The following is a 19,189-nucleotide window of genomic DNA, read 5'->3' on the forward strand; positions in this document are numbered from 1 at the left end:
TTTTCTATTCATCATCTTCAACAAGCGTCATCAACGAGGTGTTACCGCCTGATGCCGTTGTATCGATACTGATTGTTTTTTCAGTAATAAGGCGCTTAATTAGCGTGTCGTAATACTCTGAGCTGATCACTGGCAGTATTGCGCCTTTACGTTGTGCAAGCTGTTGGCTGAAGTAGCCTAAGCGAGAAGAACGTGCAGCAACTACCGCACCCGCTAGGTGAGGGTGTGCCAATATAGCTTGTAACTGGTTTGGTTTAGCTACTTGGAAAACACCTTCAGCAACGCCGGTTGCAATAAACTTATCTCTAAAGGCAACCGCTTCGTCGTAAAATATTTCAGATGCAACAGTAATTACCGTATTACCAGCCGCTAGTGCGGTAATAATAGACAGTGCCCAAAAGTTAAATGAGGTGCTTTTATCTGCGTAACAAACCACACAACCACGAGCTTCAAGGTGAAGTGTATTCGACTCACCTGTTGGCCCTGGCAATGTTGTATATTTACGCATGTGCTTTTCTAAGCGGTTTAACTGAGCACGTGCATCGGCAAGTGTTAACGCTAAATCGTCCGCGAGGTCGTCAATAATTTCAACCGTCGCTACTTTCGCTAATAACTGACGTACCGCAGAAACACGATCATTCAGTGGCGTTGCACGCCAGATTTTTTCATCGCGCATAGAGTTAACCATCAGCTTTTCTACTTGCTCATTTGCGCCACTGTAGTGGTGTAAATCAAGCTCATCTGGCGTTAGGTTAGTCATTTGTACGTTATCTGGTGATGCTTTTTCTTTTATTAGGCGTTGTAGGTAGTTTGGTCCACCGGCTTTAGGGCCAGTACCAGAGAGTCCACGGCCACCAAACGGTTGCACGCCAACAATGGCACCAATCATATTACGGTTGATGTATACGTTACCTGCACGCGACATTTTCGCTAAATGTTCACAACGTTCTTCAATGCGAGAATGAATACCCATTGTTAAGCCGTAACCCGTGTTGTTGATTTGGTCGACAACACTATCAAGCTCACTCGATTTAAAGCGGATAACATGCACACACGGGCCAAATACTTCACGTTTCAATACCGATAAGTCTTTAATTTCGTATAAACGTGGTGCAAAGAAAAATGCGCCATTTTCGCTGTTATCAGGAATTTTACACTCATAGTGAAGTGTTGCATTACCCTTTAGGTATTCAACATGGTCGTTGAGTGTTTTAAGCGCTTTTTCATCTATTACTGGGCCTACGTCTGTAGAGAGTAATGATGGGTCGCCAATATGCAACTCAGCAAGTGCGCCTTTAAGCATATCGATAATGCCATCAGCTACGTCTTCTTGAATAAAGAGTACGCGTAATGCTGAACAACGTTGACCTGCACTTTGGAAACCAGAACTGATAACATCATCAACAACTTGCTCAGGAAGCGCTGTTGAGTCAACAATCATACAGTTTTGGCCGCCAGTCTCTGCAATTAAAGGCACCTGAATATCGTTACGTGCTGCTAATGTTTGCGAGATAAGCGTGCCCGTTTCAGTTGAACCTGTAAACATAACAGCTTGAATACGCTCATCAGGAACAATGGTTTTACCTACTTCGCTACCGCGAGCAATGACAGGTTGTACAACGTGCTCAGGTAAACCAACTGATAGCATTAATTCAATGGCACGAAGTGCGATTAAGCTGGTTTGCTCTGCTGGTTTTGCAATAACCGTGTTACCGGTAACAATGGCCGCTGCAACTTGACCCAAGAAAATAGCGAGCGGGAAGTTCCATGGGCTAATACATAAAATAACACCACGGGCTTCAAAGCGCTCATCTTGCGCAAGCTCTTCTGCACGGGCTGCGTAGTAACGACAAAAATCAACGGCTTCACGTACTTCATCAATACCATCTTGTGCTACTTTACCTGCTTCTTTAATACAGATAGCAACAAGCTCATCGTGATGGCGCTCTAAAATATCAGCAACGCGACGCAACAAATTGGCGCGCTCTTTTACCGGTGTTTGTGACCATGATTCAAATGCGGTTTCAGCGTTGGCTAGCAACACTTTCATTTCATCGCTATTTTGTAATTTTATATGGCCAATAATTTCTTTATGGTTTGCAGGGTTTTTAACTGCCAGCGCGCCCTCTGGTACTTGACTTTCATCAATTAAGTGCTCTTCAAACCAAGTGTCTAAATTTTCTTTAAACGGGGTGATCACGTTAATATCAGTTAAGTCCATACCTTTTGAATTGGCACGTTCTTCACCGTATAAATCAATTGGCATTTTTATCTGTGTGTTGTATTTATTACGTAAACCTTGCAGTGTTTCAACAGGATCTGGCAATAATGCTTCAACCGGTTGTGTGGTATCTACAATGGCATTTACAAATGACGAGTTAGCGCCGTTTTCTAGTAAACGACGCACAAGGTAAGCAAGTAGGTCTTCGTGTTGGCCGACCGGTGCGTATACGCGGCACTGAATTTTTTCTTCATCAACGATTTGGTCAAATAAAGATTCACCCATACCGTGAAGACGTTGGAATTCAAAACCTTGGTTATCACCTTTGGCCACTTCTAAAATAGTCGCTGCGGTGTAGGCGTTGTGTGTTGCAAATTGCGGGTAAAGTACATCACGTGCTTCGAGCATTTTAATCGCACACGCTTTATATGATACATCCGTGGTTGCTTTACGGGTAAACACCGGGAAGTAATCTAAACCATCTTGTTGTGTGGTTTTGATTTCTGTATCCCAGTATGCGCCTTTTACTAAACGCACCATCATTTTGCGACCCACACGGGTTGCTAGGTCGGTTAGCCATTCAATAACAAAAATAGCGCGTTTTTGATAAGCCTGAACCGCTAAACCAAAACCTTGCCAATCGCCTAAATCGTCATCGCTAAATACTGCCTCAATAACATCAAGAGAAATATCTAAACGGTCAGCTTCTTCAGCATCAACAGTAAAGCCGATATCGTATTTTTTAGCGGCAAGGGCTAGTTCTTTTAGTTTTGGAACGATTTCTTCCATTACACGCTCTCTATGAGTGAACTCATATCGAGGGTGAATAGCCGATAACTTTACAGAAATACCTGGGCTTTTTATTGGACCACGGCCATTTGCGGCTTTACCGATAGCATGAATCGCATTCATGTAGCTATCAAAGTAACGCTTGGCGTCTTTCATTGTGCGAGCACCTTCGCCTAGCATATCGTAAGAATATACATAGCCTTTTTGCTCTTTTTCAGCAGCACGCTCAATCGCTTCGTTAATGGTACGACCCATTACGAACTGTTTGCCCATTATCTTCATAGCAAAGTTAACAGACTTACGTATAACTGGCTCGCCTAAACGACCAATGGTTTTTTTGAGTATGCCAAACTGTTGCTCTTTAGTCTTATCGTTATAGTTAACCATTTTACCGGTTACTAATAATCCCCAAGACGAGGCATTAACGAATAAAGAGTCACTACTACCTAAGTGAGAGCTCCAATCACCGTTTGCTAATTTATCACGTATTAATGTTTCTTGAGTTGCTTTATCAGGAACACGAAGCAGCGCTTCGGCTAAACACATTAATACCACACCCTCTTCACTCGATAGTGAAAATTCATTTAATAGCGCATCAACACCGCTTTGACCGTCTTGGTCTTTACGAATGTTTAAAACTATTTGGCGAGCTCTTTCCCATGCACGGCTTCGTGCTTTAACACCGACTTCTGCAAGTGGTAAAATGTGATCAATAACCGCATTTTCATCTATACGGTAGAAGTCACGGATCTTTTGTCTGATCGGACAAGTCGTTGTTAAATCGCCATTGAATAACATAAGCAACCCTCAGGAGTGTTAAGACTTAGGGTAATTGTTAATTACCGCTAAATGTTGTTGGTGTAAAGCGTGCATTCTAATTAAAATCCAGCAGAATATGCTGGTTAATTTTGCCGTTTTACGATAATTTACAGGGCATATTATTAACTTATCCATATAAAATACTGATATGACTAATCCGAATAGATTACGCCTGCTTGATCGTATCGATATATCAATTTTAGACGTTTTGCAGCGCAATGGTAGAATTTCAAATGTTAACCTCGCAAAACAAGTGAATTTAAGTCCTAGTCCTTGTTTAGATAGAGTTAAACGTCTGGAGCAAGAAGGCTACATTGAGGGATATTTTGCAAAGTTAAGCGAGGAAAAGCTCAATCAAAGCTTAGTGGCGCATGTGCAGGTATCATTAGTCACCTCAAATACAGCGGTATTTAAAGTGTTTCGCGAACACATTCTTAAAATTAAGCAGGTTGTTGAATGTGACATGGTAGCGGGTGGTTACGACTATTTATTAAAAATTCGTGTCTCTAATATGGACGAATACAGAGAAGTATTAGGTGATTTGGTTGATATTCCGGGAGTGGGTACACACCACACTTACATGGTAATAGAAAAAATCAAACAGGATCCTGGACTGCGTTTAGATATGTAACCTTTGAGTACATTATTGCAGGTATAAAAAATTGCAGGCATAAAAAAAGCATCTTTTTGATGCTTTTTTTATGCCTGCAATATAGGTGGCGCTTACGCCCAACCTTCATAGCGTTTTCTGCGCGATAACACAATAGTTAAAATAATTCCTAAGAACAAACCTAAAAATGCAATAGCACCACCATAAGTGAGTAGCTGACGCTTTTCTTTAGCACTGGTTGCTTGCTTTAATTGTTGTTCTTGAGCAAGCGAGTCTTGTAATTGACTTATTTGTGCTAACAGCTGAGCATTTTGTTCGGTTAGCTGTGAGTTTTGTTCTTGTAGTTCAGGTAATTCTACTTGCGCTTGGCGTAATTTATTTTGCATAGCGCTAATTTCGCTGTTAAGCGCTTGATACTGCTGCTTTAAACCAGCTGATTCGCTGATGAATTTAGCCTCTACCCAGCCTTCACGGTCTTTATCATCTTTAACTTTTATAAAACCGTTTTGTTCATCAGATAATAAAGTCAGTTGCGTGCCTGCATCTATAGAACCGAGTAAGCGATAGTCTTTACTGGCGCCTGAACGCATAAAAGTATACAAGTTATCGATTATATAAGCTGTTTTAGCATTAGTAGGCGGCGTTGATTGAGCTTCCTCTGCTTGGCTCATAAACGGGGCGGCTGTTAAAAGCAGCCATAGTAAACAGTGTTTTAGCATTTATCTACCTTGTTAATCTAGCAGTGTCCGTTGTGAACGTGATTTTTATTTCGCATAAGTATATAGATAGTATGGATTTAATAGTTTAATAGCAAGATAGATATTGTAACCAAAGCATTTTGCTTGCGTGTTTATGACTAAAAAATTTGCAATATAGGTCTGCTTTGTTTATTTTGAGCACTTATTAATTTTAAGGGTAATCCGCAAGCCTAATGGATACTGAGATAGAACTGAAGTTTTTGGTATCAGATGACGTCATTCCACTGATCCCCTCGTTAATTACTCAATTTGCAAAAACAGTCACAAACAAGCCTTCTAAAAGTTTGCAAAATGCTTATTTTGATACGCCAAGCAGAGAGCTGAGAGCACTCGATATTGGTTTTAGAACGCGTTGTACAGACGAGCGCTGTGAGCAAACAATTAAGCTTGCAGGAGACGTGGTGGGGGGATTACATCAACGTCCAGAATATAACCTTCCCATAGAAACACATCGACCTAATTTAATGGCGTTTGATTCATCAATTTGGCCACACGGCATGCAAATTGATGTTATATCACAAAACCTCTACCCTATATTTAGTACTAATTTTATCCGCCGTACGTGGTTAATTGAAACGCAAAATGGTGCCAAAATTGAAGTGGTATTAGATAAAGGTGAAGTGGCCGCCTCGGGTAAAGTGGAGATTATTAGCGAGCTTGAAATAGAGCTCGTCGAAGGTAGCCGAGACGAGCTATTTGCTTTAGCAGATAAATTAATAAGCCAAAACAGTGTGCGCTTGGGGCTTTATTCAAAAGCAGCAAGAGGCTACCGCCTAGCGGATAACACACCGTTACAACCGAGTAAATCTATCGGTTTTGTTAAACTTACTAAGCAAGCCACTCAAGAGCAAGCACTTATTGAAGCCATGGGCTTTGGTATTCGCTTTGTGCAAAAACATGAGCAATGCTATTTTGATAAGCCAAGTTTAAAAACATTAAAACGTGTGACCGACGGTATTAGTTTAATTCGTCATAACTTTTGGTTATTTGATGATATTGTCAGTAAAGACAGCACCGAGCACCTCAGAACGGAGTTAAAGTGGTTATTGAGTGAATTAGCATGGGTTGAAAATGCCATTCAGTTAAAAACTTACACTTCTAAGCGCCATGCTTTTTATAAAAAAATAAACAGTGCGCCCGCCTTAGCTCAAGTTATTAACGATTTAAAAGAGTTACAACCGAGTATTGATGATATTTTTGCGCTTTTTCATAGTGCGCGCTACAACCGTTTATTGCTGAGCTTAACAACGTGGCTGATAAATAAGCAGTGGCGTAAAGACTGGAGCCAAGCAGAGCTACAAAATGCTGAGCAGCCCGTTATTGATATTGCTCATCGTTTATTTGATAAAGATTGGAAAAATTTACACCGCTTATTGCCTAAAGAGCAAAGTTTAGCGGGCAATGATTATTTAAATTTTCGTACTCAGTTAGAGAATAGCTTACTCAGTGGTAACTGTTTAGGTGCACTGTTTAATAAAGATGAACGATTAGAATTTAGGCTTCCTTGGCTCGATATTTCTCATGGCATGTATGAGCTAAGCACGCTTGATTATTTAAAACAGCTGTGTGGCGGGCAAGAAGATGCTCAACTAGCAAAAATACAACTATGGTTGGAACAAAAGTCTGACTTTTTAGTCAGTGCCATGGAGCAAAGTCGACACGCTTCATTTGATACAGAACCGTATTGGCTTTGATGGCTAAGCACTTTTGCACGCTTAACTTGTTGCAAAAGTGCATTATTCTATCGCTTTTGTGTTTTGTTACAAATGTGTATTCACAGCCCTCTTGGCAGCTTTACGAGAGTAAACAGGGAGTGAGTATTTATTTTCAGCGTTTGAGCGATGATACCTTGAAAATGAAAGCTGAAACGGTGGTTAAGAATACCACAGCAGAAGATTTAATCGCCTTACTCAGTGATACCGATGCTGCTCCCCGCTGGATAGAAAATATTGCTAAAGTAAAATTACTGAAATATTTAAGCCCCTCAGAAAACCTTGTTTACAGCTTTATTGACTCCCCTTGGCCCGTTGCAAATAGAGATTTAGTCACGTATTCGTGCTATACAAAACGCAGCGCGTTGCAAACTCAACTTAGTATTCATGCCCGTCCTGATTTTTTACCTCAAACTAAAGGGGTAGTAAGAATAAGCACATTAGATGCGACGTGGTTACTGACTCAGCAAGCGAATAACTTGCATATTGACTATCAGGTTTATGCGTTACCAGGCGGAAGTATACCCAATTGGCTAAATAACCGAGTCGCTCTAAAAAGCACCTTTAACACGCTAATAAATCTAGCTGAAATACTCACGACAAAGCAGTACACAGCAAAGCCAACCGTCATTCGCACCGGTAATTGCACACATGGCGAATTGCCGCGGTTATAAGCAAAAAAGTGACCTAAGTGGTCACTTTTTTAAGTGGATATAAGCTAATTAGTATTTAGCGGATTGACCGTTTTTAGGTATAGACTGTTTTATAAACTCGCGTAAATCGTTGTTAGAGCTTTTTAAATCTGCATGGCGTAAGTACATCATATGGCCACTGCGGTAGCCTTTAAAGCTTAATCTATTTTGCATTTTACCACTTGGATCTAGTTGCCACATTGTGTATTTAGCATCAAAGTAGTTTGTTGCACCATCAAAATAGCCAGCTTGAACCATCACATTTAAATACGGATTTTGAGCCATAGCTAAACGCAAGTTTTCACCGGTATTGTTTCCGCTTCTATCCCATGGGTGAACGTTACCAAATAAGTTATATTTGATGTCGGTTTTGTAATTAAGCTCTTCACGCAGGTAGTAGTTAATTGCAGGGGTAAAAGAGTGCAGCCACGATGTAAGCTCTGCCCAGTAATCTGGTGATTCACCGGCATCGCGCTTATCAATCCCTAAATAGCGCGAATCCAGTCGACCAACCATTTGTCCGCGTTCACGTAATAACTCTTTCCAAAAAAACTGTGTCGGAATGTCTAAGTTATTTTGGCTAACAAATGTTTCAGATAGACCTGCATATTCGGCCATTTTTTTAATAATACGACGTTTTTCATCTGGGGCAATAAATCCGCCTTTTGCAAGCGCGGGAATGAGCTCATTAACGGTAAACTGTTCCACTTCAGGTAATAGCTCGTCTAAGTCTTTAGCTTGTAAATCAGCGCTTAATGCCTTGTGGTACCAGGCTGTGGCTGCAAAATAAGGTAGGCGGTTAGCGGCTTTTACAGGACCGTCGCGCTTAATACCAATATCGGTAGGTGAAACGAGTACAACACCGTTAATGTACATCCATTGACTATTTTGTAGCTCATGCGCTAAGCCTGATACACGAGTGGTACCATAGCTTTCACCAATTAAAAATTTAGGAGAGCGCCAGCGTTCATTGCGAGATACAAAAGTATTAAGCCACTCTGCTAGATATTTTATATCGGCATTCACACCAAAAAATAACTCTTTTTGTTTATCCTTTGCTAGAAGGTTACCATCTTTATCTTCAACGACACGCGAATAACCCGTGTTTACAGGGTTTACGTAAACGATGTCGGCTACGTCTAAAACCGAGTAAGGGTTATCTTTAACACCGTAAGGTTGAATAGGGTAGCCTTCGTCGTCAATTTTTAAAACGCGTGGGCCGGTGTATGCTAAATGCATCCAAACTGACGCTGAGCCTGGGCCACCATTGAATGAAATAAGTAATGGGCGCTTTGTTCTATCATCGACCTTATCGCGCGTGTAGTAAGTGTATTGAAGGGTTGCGATAGCATCTCCCTTGTCATCCCATACCGGTTGTGTGCCAGTTGCTACTGTGTAAGAAAATCGTTCATTATTTATTTTTGCTTTGTGCTGGGTAACCACTTTACTGTCAATATCAATGCGACGTTGATTATCGGCAAACGAGGCGCTACTTAGGGTGAGCGCAATAGCGGCAATGGGTAAAAATAGACTTCGACTAAATTTCATAAGTGACCCTTTTTATTTTATGTACTGCAGTTATAGCGATATTTGAGTAAAAAACAAAAGTAATGAGACTAGCTGCCGATAATAATCGTTGAGTTTATGTAATTAAGATTAATCTGATCACAGCAAACAGGCGAAATATGCTTTATGTGTATACCGCACTGTAAGTTTAAGGCGATTAAAAAATTTAATTATTAATTAAGTTTTTAAGTAGTTGGTCGCTTTACTTGTTTCTATATGGATGATTGAAAGTGATTTCTTTTTAGGTTTATAACCTTAAAGAGTGAGCGCAAATAAAAGGGAGTTTATGCAACGGGTTTTAATTGTTGAAGATAATATAAGAGTACAGCAGGTACTCAAACATATTGCTGCTCAATACCTTGATGTTTTGGTTGATTTTGCCTCGTCACTTACTCAATGCAAACAACTCCTGAGCCAAACAAGTTATTCACTCGCCTTAGTTGATTTGCCACTTAGTGGACAAACCGATATGGATGTTGCTCGCTATATTTTATCGCAAGGTATCCCTACGCTATTAATGACAACGCAATTAGAAGAGTCCACGCGCTTAAAAATACTGGAATTAGGGATTATTGATTACATTATTAAAGATAACCGTGATTCTTATCTTTACGCTATTAAATTAGTTGCACAGTTACTGCGTAATCAAGGGCGTAAGGCGCTAATTGTTGATAATTCCTTGTTAAGCAGTAGTTTGATTAAGCAAATGCTCGAAAAACAGTTATTTGATGTTATTACTGCTGATAATAGCGCTCAAGCATTGCATATACTTAACCATAATAGGGCAATTAAGTTAGTCATTACTAATCATAATTTAACTGATATGAATGGGTTTGAATTAATTAGAGCAATTCGAAATGTTAAAAGTCGTGAGCAATTAGCTATTATTGGTCTGGCCGATGTATATAGTTATGGTGTTGCCACGCAGTTTATTAAATCGGGTGCAAATGACTTTTTAACTAAGCCCTTTACTCATGAAGAGTTTCATTTTCGAGTGGTAAAAACTATGGAATCGCTATGGCTGGGTGAAGCTGTAAGAGCTGATTTATCCCTCGACGCGACTGAGTAAGTCATTATGCTTAAAAAATTAATTAGTACTTAGAACGTTGTGCAGCGGGTCACTAGAGATGACGTCTTGCTTTTAACCACCTCGCACCAATGCAGTATTTTGCATAAAAAAAGCGCACCTAAATGGTGCGCTTTTTTGTTTTATATATTATTTATTTTTTTAAGTTTATGTTTTTATTATTAATTTAAAAATGGCACAAAGGTTGGATTGTATAGAGGAAATACAATAACAAGCTAGCGTCCTAAGGGGGCCTTTGTGAAAATGATCAGTGCAATAATAAAGCCATTCAAACTAGATGATGTGCGTGAAGCACTCGCTGATTTAGGCATCGAAGGAATGACAGTGGTTGACGTTAAGGGATTTGGACGTCAAAGAGGGCATACTGAGTTATACCGTGGTGCTGAATATCAGGTTGACTTTATACCTAAAATTAAACTTGAAATTGCTACTCGTAGTGAAAATTGCCAACGCGTTGTAGAAACCATTACCAAAGTCGCTGGAACGGGCAAAATTGGTGACGGCAAAATTTTTGTTTACGACCTAGACCAAATCGTCCGTATTCGTACTGGCGAGCTTGATGATGATGCAATTTAAGGGGGCAACATGGAAAATACAATTATAGAGCTGAAGTTTTCGCTCGATACGTTTTACTTTTTAATGTCTGGCATCTTAGTCATGTGGATGGCAGCCGGTTTTGCAATGTTAGAAGCGGGTTTAGTGCGCTCTAAAAATACCACAGAAATTCTAACTAAAAATATCGCGCTTTATTCTATCGCGTGTACTATGTTTTTGTTGATAGGCTACAACATTATGTACGTAGATAATGTTGAAGGCGGCGTTATTCCTTCGTTTGGTGGGCTAATAGGTAGCCAAGCGGCAGATGCTAATCATTCACTAGAATCTGACTTTTTCTTCCAAGTAGTGTTTGTTGCAACGGCCATGTCTATTGTATCTGGCGCCGTAGCAGAGCGTATGAAGTTATGGGCTTTCTTAGTTTTCACAGTGGTACTAACAGGATTAATTTACCCAATTGAAGGTTACTGGACATGGGGTGGCGGCTTCTTATCTGAATTAGGCTTTGTTGATTTTGCAGGCTCTGCCATTGTACATGCAACGGGTGCGGCTGCAGCGCTTGCGGGTGTAATACTACTGGGTGCACGTAAAGGTAAATATGGTAAAAATGGTGAAATTTACCCAATTCCAGGTTCAAACTTGCCACTTGCTACATTGGGTACGTTTATTTTATGGATGGGTTGGTTTGGCTTTAACGGCGGATCACAGTTATTAATTTCAGATAAAGAAAACGCAACAGCGGTAGGTCAAATATTACTTAATACCAATGCTGCTGCAGCTATGGGGGCAATTTCAGCCTTGTTCTTATGTAAACTGTTATGGGGCAAAGCTGATTTAACCATGGTACTTAATGGTGCACTTGCAGGCTTAGTGGTTATTACTGCAGACCCATTATCACCATCACCATTAATGGCGTGCTTATTTGGCTTACTAGGTGGCTCATTAGTAATACTCAGTATTGTCGCATTGGACAAAGCGAAGATAGATGATCCCGTGGGCGCTATTTCTGTTCACGGTGTGTGTGGCATCCTAGGTATAGTGCTAGTACCTGTTACTAATGCTGAGGCTAGCATTGTTAATCAGTTGATTGGCCTACTATGTATTATTGGTTTTGTGTTTATTGCTTCATTCATTGTATGGGCAATCCTCAAGCAAACCATGGGTATTCGTGTTACCGAAGAAGAAGAGTTAAACGGTATGGATCAACACGATTGTGGTATTGATGCTTATCCAGAGTTTGTATCAGTTAGAAGTAATTAATTTAAAGTATTGTGTGTTCAATCAAAGCCCTACTCTGTTAGGGCTTTTTTGATTTCAGGGGAGGTTAATTTTTCAGGTGCTAGAGTAATGTGATAAGCTCCTCGCGTTAAATTAACCTTCGGAATATATTACACTTAAATGGCTGAAAAAAAGAAAACATCGACCAGTAAACCCTCGACTAAGCGCGCTACTAAGTCATCTGCGCGAAAAAGTGCGACTAAAAAAACTTCAAGTACCACAAAACGGCCACTTTTTAAAACGTTGTTTTCTATTTTTTGGAAACTGAGTCTGGCGACGTTTATCGCCATTGCACTTTATTTTATTTACCTTGATGCAAAAATAACTCGCCAGTTTGAAGGTAATAAATGGCAACTTCCGGCACAAGTGTATGCTCGCTCAATGACGTTTTTTCCAGGCCAGTTTTTATCAGAGCAAGAAGTTTTATGGGAGCTTAAGCGCTTAAACTACACGGCGGTTAATCGCTTAAGCCGGACTGGGCAGTATATTAAAACAGCCAATAGTATTAAGATTTTTCGTCGTGACTTTGAATTTTATGATGGTTTAGAGAGCGCTCATGTTATTGAGTTGCGTTTCTCTGGAGAGAAGGTAGCCAGTATTAAAGATAAGTTTGGCCGTCGCTTAAACACTGCCAGATTAGAGCCTGTACAAATAGCCCGTATTGGTAATGACTCAAAACAAGATAGAGAGTTTGTACCATTAGATAAATTTCCTGACATGCTTAAAAATACCTTATTAGTAGTTGAAGACCGCGATTTTTATGATCATCACGGTGTATCGGTATTTTCAATTTTACGCGCTTTGTATACCAATATTCGCGCAGGGCGCACCGTGCAAGGGGGGAGTACATTAACCCAGCAGCTGGCTAAAAATATTTACCTTACCCGTGAGCGTTCGTTAGTCCGTAAAATTAATGAAGCCTTTATTGCGCTTATTCTTGATTACCGTTACTCAAAAGATCAGATTCTCGAAGCCTATTTAAACGAAGTGTACTTAGGTCAGTCATACAACCAAGGGGTACATGGAATGGGGCTGGCCGCCGAGTTTTACTTTGCCAAACCTGTTGATGAACTCGAGTACGACCAAATTGCCTTGCTGGTGGCTATGGTTAAAGGCCCATCTTATTACAATCCTAGACGTTACAAAGAACGTGCGATGGAGCGTCGTGACCTAGTGCTGCGTTTAATGGTCGATAACAAACTTATTTCTACTAAAGAGTATAGAGCCTCGTTAAAACGCGCAATTGATATTGCACCAATGAAAGCCAGCTTGCAAAAGTCTTATCCAGGTTACTTAGAGTTGGTTAATCGCGAGCTCAAACAGCTGCTACCCGATCAAGACGTATTGGATGCGGGTGTGCGTGTATTTACTTACTTCGATTTACAAAAACAAACCGCGATGGAAGAGTCGATTCAGGCCAGTTTACCTTATTTAGAAAGACGTCCAAATACCAAAGAGTTAGAAGCGGCGATGATCTCCGTTAATGTTGAAAAAGCCGGTGTATCAGCGTTAGTCGCTGGACGTGATGTACGCTACTCAGGATTTAACCGCGTGCTCGATACCAAACGAAATATTGGCTCATTAGTTAAACCTGCAGTGTATTTAAGTGCACTGCAGCTTCCTCATTATAACTTAGCGACGTTACTTGATGACTCGCCTGTTCAAGTCACCAACGAGGAGGGTAACGTATGGCAGCCAGAAAACTTTGATCATCAATACCGTGGTGCCATGCCTCTTTATAAAGCATTTAGCCACAGTATTAATATACCGGCAGTTAACTTAGGGCTTGATGTAGGCGTCGATAAAGTGGCTAACACGCTCAGAGGGTTAGGAGCTAAAGGTTATATTAATGAATACCCATCGTTGTTATTAGGGGCTATTGAAATGTCGAGCTTTGAAGTGGCACAGCTTTATACCACGATTGCAGCAGACGGTGAATACAGAGAACTGACGTCTATTTCTGCGTTAACCGACTCTGTTGGTAAAGTACTTTATAAGCACAAAGTAATTAACGAGCAACGTTTTGATAAAGATGCCATGTACATGACCAAATATGCTATGAAGCGAGTAACTAAAGATGGCACCGCTAAGCGCTTAAACTTACATTTTCCGTCAATCCAGTTGGCAGGTAAAACAGGCACCAGTAATGAATTACGCGACAGCTGGTTTGCTGGATTTGATCAAAATACAGTGACGGTTGCATGGATAGGCCGTGACGATAATAAAAGCACCGGCTTAACCGGCAGTGTTGGCGCGCTTGAAACCTATATTCGTTATTTAAAACCGCTAAACCCGCAAGCAATTGCCGATACCCGTCCGCCTTCAATTAGGTGGGCATTTGTAAACGAGCAAACGGGGAAGCAAGCACCACCGGGCTGTGGCAAAGTGATTCAGCTACCGCTTAGAGCCAGTGAGTTTAAACCAAGACCAGAATGTATTCGTTAAATAGTAAAAACAAAAAAAGCCCGAAAGGGCTTTTTTTATGGGTAAGCGTTTTTAAAAACTAAACGTTATAGCTTAGCAAAAGCGCGCTCTGCTGCTTCAATCGTTGCTTGAACTTCTTGCTCTGTGTGCGCAGCACACACAAAACCAGCTTCAAACGCTGAAGGCGCTAAATAAACCCCTTCTTCAAGCATTAAGTGGAAGAACTTTTTAAAGCGCTCTAAATCACATTCAGTGGCTTGTTTGTAAGTAGTTACTTTTTCTGCATCGGTGAAGAAAAAGCCATACATACCGCCAGCGTAGTTAGTCGTTAAGGCAATACCTGCTTTTTTAGCTGCGGCTTCAAAGCCTTCACAAATCGCTTTACTAATGGCTTCTAACTTATCATGCACGCCAGGAGCGCTTAGTAGTTCGAGTGATTTTAAGCCTGCTGCCATCGCAATAGGGTTACCTGAAAGTGTACCCGCTTGATAAACAGGGCCTACAGGAGCTATGTAATCCATGATTTCTGTTTTACCACCAAACGCGCCTACTGGCATGCCACCACCAATTACTTTACCTAAACAGGTTAAGTCTGGTTTGATGTTGTAATACGCTTGAGCGCCACCAAGGGCGACACGAAAACCTGTCATTACTTCATCAAAAATAAGCACGGATTGGTATTGATCACATACTTCACGCAGTCCTTCTAAAAAGCCGGGTACTGGTGGAATACAGTTCATGTTACCGGCAACTGGTTCAACAATAATACACGCGATTTCATCGGCGTATTTAGCAAAAATCGCTTTCACTTCTTCAATATTGTTAAACGAAACGGTGAGTGTGTGCTTAGCTAAATCTTCAGGAATACCTGGAGAGTTAGGTACACCCATAGTTAATGCGCCAGAGCCGGCTTTTACTAGCAGTGAGTCTGCATGGCCGTGGTAACACCCTTCAAATTTTAAGATTTTGTCACGACCAGTAAAACCACGGGCTAAACGAATTGCACTCATTGTTGCTTCAGTACCAGAGCTTACCATGCGTACTTTTTCGATTGATGGTACTAGCTCTTTTACTTTTTCAGCCATTAAAATTTCAGCTTCAGTAGGCGCTCCGTAGCTTAAACCATTTTCTACCGCGTCATGCACTGCTTGTTTAATTTCAGGGTGATTGTGGCCCATAATCATTGGACCCCAAGAGCCTACATAATCGATGTAACGGTTGCCATCAGCATCAAATGTAAACGCGCCCTGTGCTTTAGTAATAAACAGCGGAGTACCACCTACACCATTAAATGCACGCACTGGCGAATTTACGCCACCAGGAATAGAGTCTTGAGCTCGTTTAAATAAGTCTTGGCTAATTGTCATGAAAAATCCTATTGTTTTATCACTTTAAAATTAAAAGCTTAGCTATCGCGTTTGCGGCTAAACCAAGGAACGCTTACTTCATACTGCTCGACTTTGTTTTCTACGCCGAGGGTTAAAGCAAACAGCGCCATACGAATAAGTACGCCATTTTGTACTTGGCGGAATATTGCTAGATTGTCGTTAGCATTTAAGTCGTTATCAAGTTCGTTTGCCTCTAAACGGCTATCGCGAGGAAGCGGGTGCATTAATACTGAATTAGGTTTGCAATGGGAATTATAAATAGACTGGCTAATTCTAAATCCACCACGATACTTATTAGCTTCTTCTTGTGATGGAAAACGCTCTTCTTGGATTCGTGTTTGATAAACGATATCGGCTGCTAAGTTACCTTCCATTTTATCTACCAGTTCAATTTTATGACCGGCATTTTCAACCGCAGATAAAATTGAGTCAGGCATTTGCAAGCCATTAGGGGCAACCATCGAAAACTTAATGTCTTTGTAATGGCACAGTAACTTAGAGAGTGAGTGAACAGTACGGCCATATTTTAAATCGCCGACTAGCGCAATGTGCATACCATCAATATTTTGATCGAAGCGGTTAAGCTCTCGCTCAATAGTTAATAAATCAAGCAGTGCTTGGGTAGGGTGCTCATTGGGTCCATCACCACCGTTTATTACTGGTACGCTGCAACCTGTTGCAAATTCAGCTACCGAGCCTGAGTCAGGATGGCGCATAGCAACTGCATCAGCATAAGCTGAAATAACACGTGCGGTATCATAGAGTGATTCGCCCTTAGCAAGCGCAGAGCTTTGCATGCCGGTGGTTTCACGAACTAGTCCACCGAGTAAGTTAAACGCAGTGCCAAAACTAACACGAGTACGTGTACTGGGTTCAAAAAATAGATTTGCTAAAATAGCGCCTTCAAGCACGTTGGTCCGCTTTTGTTTTTTAGCGTATGGCTCCATTTTTTTTGCCACAGCAAATATGCGTTCAATACAGTCTCGGTCGAGTTGATTAACAGAGAGTATATTTTCACCTTGGAAACTGAACATGGGGTTATTCCTAGTTATTCAAAAAGGCGCGATAATCCACAAAGGAGCACGCAATCGCGCGTATTATACAAACTTAGTATGCGACTTGGCAGCGTAATTTATAAGCCTTTGCTAAAAGCTTGGCTTAATAATCGCCAAAGCGACAATAACGAGTAGCGCTAAAACAGGTAGCTCGTTGAAAATGCGATAAAACCGATCGCTTTTGGTATTTCTATCGTGTTTAAAATCAGCTAACAATTTGAAACAGTAGCCATGATAAATATATAAAATAATCACCAGCACGAGTTTGTAATGCAGCCACATGCTGTAACGAAACCATTCTCGGCCGTATTCAACAATAGTCAATACGCCAAATACTGCGGTAAGCACCGCAAAGGGTGTAACAAAATAAAGTAGCCGACGTTCCATTACTTTTAGCATTGAGTTACACGATTTTTCTTCACTCATAGCGTGATAAACAAAAAGTCGAGGTAGGTAAAAAATACCGGCAAACCAAGCAATCATAAAAAATACGTGCAAGGTTTTGTAGATTAATAATGCGCTCATATTGTTCTCATTATTGTTAAAGTAGACTGTTACGTATGGTTAAAATATGGTGGATTTGATCCCACCTTAGTAATCCCATAATTTGTTGATTATCTAATAAGTTATATACATAAAGTGCACCATTGCGTTTATCATTCAAAATTTCAAATGCATCTGCAAGGGTGGCTTGGCTGCTAATACCTTGTAAGCTAATGTATTTTATATTGACCGCCTGATCAGACATTAAACTTAAGTCATATTCAGCTAGGCGATAACCATTTTCTTCATCAAATACAATTAATGGTGTTTGACTGTCCATGGCATCTAGACTGTTTTTTATTTGCTCTTTATCGTCGGAGTAGAGCAGTTTAAAGTCTTCATCCATGTCATCCATCACTCCTACTTTCTGTAAGGCTTCAGTGGCGGGAGAGACATGATAGGGAAGCCCTTGAAAGTCTAATTGCTGTAAAAATATGGAGCGGTTACCAAATACCTGTAAAGCTGTAACGTAGGCGGTAGTAATGACGATCATCGCAGGCACAATAATTTCCGGTGACGAGGTCAGCTCCATCACAGTGGTCAGTGCCGCTAAGGGGGAGTGTAGTGTGGCCGCTAATAATCCTGCCATGCCCAGCACCCCGTAAGTGCCGGCTATATCGGTGCCGGGGCTAATAAATTGAGCAAAAAATGCCATTAAAGTACCGGTTAAAACGCCCAGCCCAATAACCGGACCTATCAACCCACCAGGAATACCTAAGCCAATAGCAAATAAGGTGGCTAATAACTTAGCAATTAAAATAGTGGTGAGTAGTTGAATATTTTCAGGTGACTCAACCGCAATAGTGATAGCGCTCATACCCGAGCCCATTGCTTGTGGAACTGCATAGGCAATTAAGCTGGCAATACACCCTGCAATCATTAAACGTGGAAACATACTAAGTGGTTTAAAGGTTTTAATAATTAACATTAAATTCTGATTAAAAGCATAAGCCACCGCGCCTAATCCCATGCCGCATAAAATTAAATAGGGGTAATGCCACCCACTTAAGGGGGCAATGGTTATTAGCGCAAGTTCTGAGCCCTCACCAAATACAAACTGTGTTGCTAATGCGCCGGTAACGGCTGCGAGCATAATCGGCACAAAAATATGCACTTTGTATTCTCTGAGCACCACTTCCATTACAAAAATAACCGCAGCCAGGGGGGTGTTGAACGATGCAGCAATGCCCGCGGCAACACCACAACCACTGAGGGTACGCATAGCGTTGTGGGGTAAGTGTAGTTTATTTGCTAATATGCTTGCCCCCGCTGCTCCCATATGAACTGAGGGGCCTTCGCGGCCAACAGAAAAACCGCTGATCAGTGCCAGCGCGCCGCCTACAAACTGGTTAACCGTATTATAAAGTGGCATTTGCCCGTAATGACGTTTTATTCTGTGTATTACAAAAGGGATACCCAAGCGGTAATGTTTAAAGCCGGTAAAAGCCGCAAATGTGGCTATCAGAAGTGCAGCAATCAAAGGCATTAATACCCGTTCTAGGGTAGGGAGAGTAGTAAAGTCGTCAGGGGTTTCTAAAAATAAGCTTTGAAAAAATAAAATGGTTAGGCGAAACAGTATAATGAAAAATGCAGCAATTAATCCGGCACTTACGCCCAATAAGCATAATTGTACGGATGTTTTTGGTTTTGCTAATCGACGTCTCAGTCGCTCAAGCCACATGCTTTATTTCC

Annotated in this window: 14 protein-coding genes; 7 read left to right on the forward strand and 7 right to left on the reverse strand. The window is 41.0% G+C overall.

Annotation, left to right across the window (positions count from 1 at the left end; translation table 11 throughout):
- Nucleotides 1–4: 4 nt before the first annotated feature.
- Complete coding sequence (putA, locus tag ND6B_RS03885; RefSeq protein WP_013464326.1) at nucleotides 5–3,808, reverse strand: bifunctional proline dehydrogenase/L-glutamate gamma-semialdehyde dehydrogenase PutA; 3,804 nt, start codon at nucleotides 3,806–3,808, stop codon at nucleotides 5–7.
- 169 nt (nucleotides 3,809–3,977) lie between these two features.
- Here putA and ND6B_RS03880 point away from each other — a divergent pair, with 169 nt between their 5' ends.
- On the forward strand, nucleotides 3,978–4,460 hold the full coding sequence (locus tag ND6B_RS03880) for a winged helix-turn-helix transcriptional regulator (protein WP_016899359.1): 483 nt from the start codon (nucleotides 3,978–3,980) through the stop codon (nucleotides 4,458–4,460).
- 92 nt (nucleotides 4,461–4,552) lie between these two features.
- On the opposite strand, the gene ND6B_RS03875 is transcribed toward ND6B_RS03880, so the two are convergent.
- Nucleotides 4,553–5,158 (reverse strand): TIGR04211 family SH3 domain-containing protein, encoded by a 606-nt coding sequence (locus ND6B_RS03875; protein WP_013464329.1) that lies wholly within the window; start codon nucleotides 5,156–5,158, stop codon nucleotides 4,553–4,555.
- A gap of 212 nt (nucleotides 5,159–5,370) precedes the next feature.
- Between ND6B_RS03875 and ND6B_RS03870 the strand changes: the two genes are divergently transcribed.
- Together ND6B_RS03870 and ND6B_RS03865 are read left to right on the forward strand one after the other, a co-directional pair.
- Nucleotides 5,371–6,891 (forward strand): CYTH and CHAD domain-containing protein, encoded by a 1,521-nt coding sequence (locus tag ND6B_RS03870; protein ID WP_033104048.1) that lies wholly within the window; start codon nucleotides 5,371–5,373, stop codon nucleotides 6,889–6,891.
- Complete coding sequence (locus ND6B_RS03865) at nucleotides 6,891–7,583, forward strand: START domain-containing protein (RefSeq protein ID WP_033104049.1); 693 nt, start codon at nucleotides 6,891–6,893, stop codon at nucleotides 7,581–7,583. The genes ND6B_RS03870 and ND6B_RS03865 overlap by 1 nt, the downstream gene beginning before the upstream one ends.
- A 48-nt stretch (nucleotides 7,584–7,631) precedes the next feature.
- Here ND6B_RS03865 and ND6B_RS03860 read toward each other — a convergent pair whose 3' ends face one another.
- Nucleotides 7,632–9,149 (reverse strand): S10 family peptidase, encoded by a 1,518-nt coding sequence (locus ND6B_RS03860; protein ID WP_033104050.1) that lies wholly within the window; start codon nucleotides 9,147–9,149, stop codon nucleotides 7,632–7,634.
- A gap of 304 nt (nucleotides 9,150–9,453) precedes the next feature.
- Here ND6B_RS03860 and ND6B_RS03855 point away from each other — a divergent pair, with 304 nt between their 5' ends.
- The 4 genes from ND6B_RS03855 to mrcB all read left to right on the forward strand — a co-directional run bounded on the left by ND6B_RS03855 (nucleotide 9,454) and on the right by mrcB (nucleotide 14,532).
- The gene (locus tag ND6B_RS03855; protein ID WP_033104051.1) at nucleotides 9,454–10,236 is read left to right on the forward strand and encodes a response regulator; all 783 of its coding nucleotides are present in this window, start codon (nucleotides 9,454–9,456) and stop codon (nucleotides 10,234–10,236) included.
- A 255-nt stretch (nucleotides 10,237–10,491) separates the two neighbouring features.
- Entirely contained in the window at nucleotides 10,492–10,830 is a 339-nt protein-coding gene (locus tag ND6B_RS03850) for a P-II family nitrogen regulator (protein WP_010391070.1), read from the forward strand.
- Nucleotides 10,831–10,839: 9 nt separating this feature from the next.
- Entirely contained in the window at nucleotides 10,840–12,069 is a 1,230-nt protein-coding gene (locus ND6B_RS03845) for an ammonium transporter (protein WP_016899363.1), read from the forward strand.
- Nucleotides 12,070–12,207: 138 nt separating this feature from the next.
- Entirely contained in the window at nucleotides 12,208–14,532 is a 2,325-nt protein-coding gene (gene mrcB / locus ND6B_RS03840; protein ID WP_033104052.1) for a penicillin-binding protein 1B, read from the forward strand.
- A gap of 65 nt (nucleotides 14,533–14,597) precedes the next feature.
- Here the strand turns inward: mrcB and hemL are convergent, their stop codons facing one another.
- From hemL to ND6B_RS03820, 4 genes are all read right to left on the reverse strand, one after another.
- The gene (gene hemL / locus ND6B_RS03835; protein ID WP_024601882.1) at nucleotides 14,598–15,878 is read right to left on the reverse strand and encodes a glutamate-1-semialdehyde 2,1-aminomutase; all 1,281 of its coding nucleotides are present in this window, start codon (nucleotides 15,876–15,878) and stop codon (nucleotides 14,598–14,600) included.
- A gap of 38 nt (nucleotides 15,879–15,916) precedes the next feature.
- On the reverse strand, nucleotides 15,917–16,933 hold the full coding sequence (locus ND6B_RS03830) for an aspartate carbamoyltransferase (RefSeq protein WP_033104053.1): 1,017 nt from the start codon (nucleotides 16,931–16,933) through the stop codon (nucleotides 15,917–15,919).
- A 111-nt stretch (nucleotides 16,934–17,044) separates the two neighbouring features.
- Nucleotides 17,045–17,479 (reverse strand): CopD family protein, encoded by a 435-nt coding sequence (locus ND6B_RS03825; RefSeq protein WP_010391077.1) that lies wholly within the window; start codon nucleotides 17,477–17,479, stop codon nucleotides 17,045–17,047.
- 16 nt (nucleotides 17,480–17,495) lie between these two features.
- On the reverse strand, nucleotides 17,496–19,178 hold the full coding sequence (locus tag ND6B_RS03820; RefSeq protein WP_033104054.1) for a chloride channel protein: 1,683 nt from the start codon (nucleotides 19,176–19,178) through the stop codon (nucleotides 17,496–17,498).
- Between the last annotated feature and the right edge of the window lie 11 nt (nucleotides 19,179–19,189).

Source organism: Pseudoalteromonas sp. ND6B, assembly GCF_000764215.1.
GTDB lineage: Bacteria > Pseudomonadota > Gammaproteobacteria > Enterobacterales > Alteromonadaceae > Pseudoalteromonas > Pseudoalteromonas tetraodonis.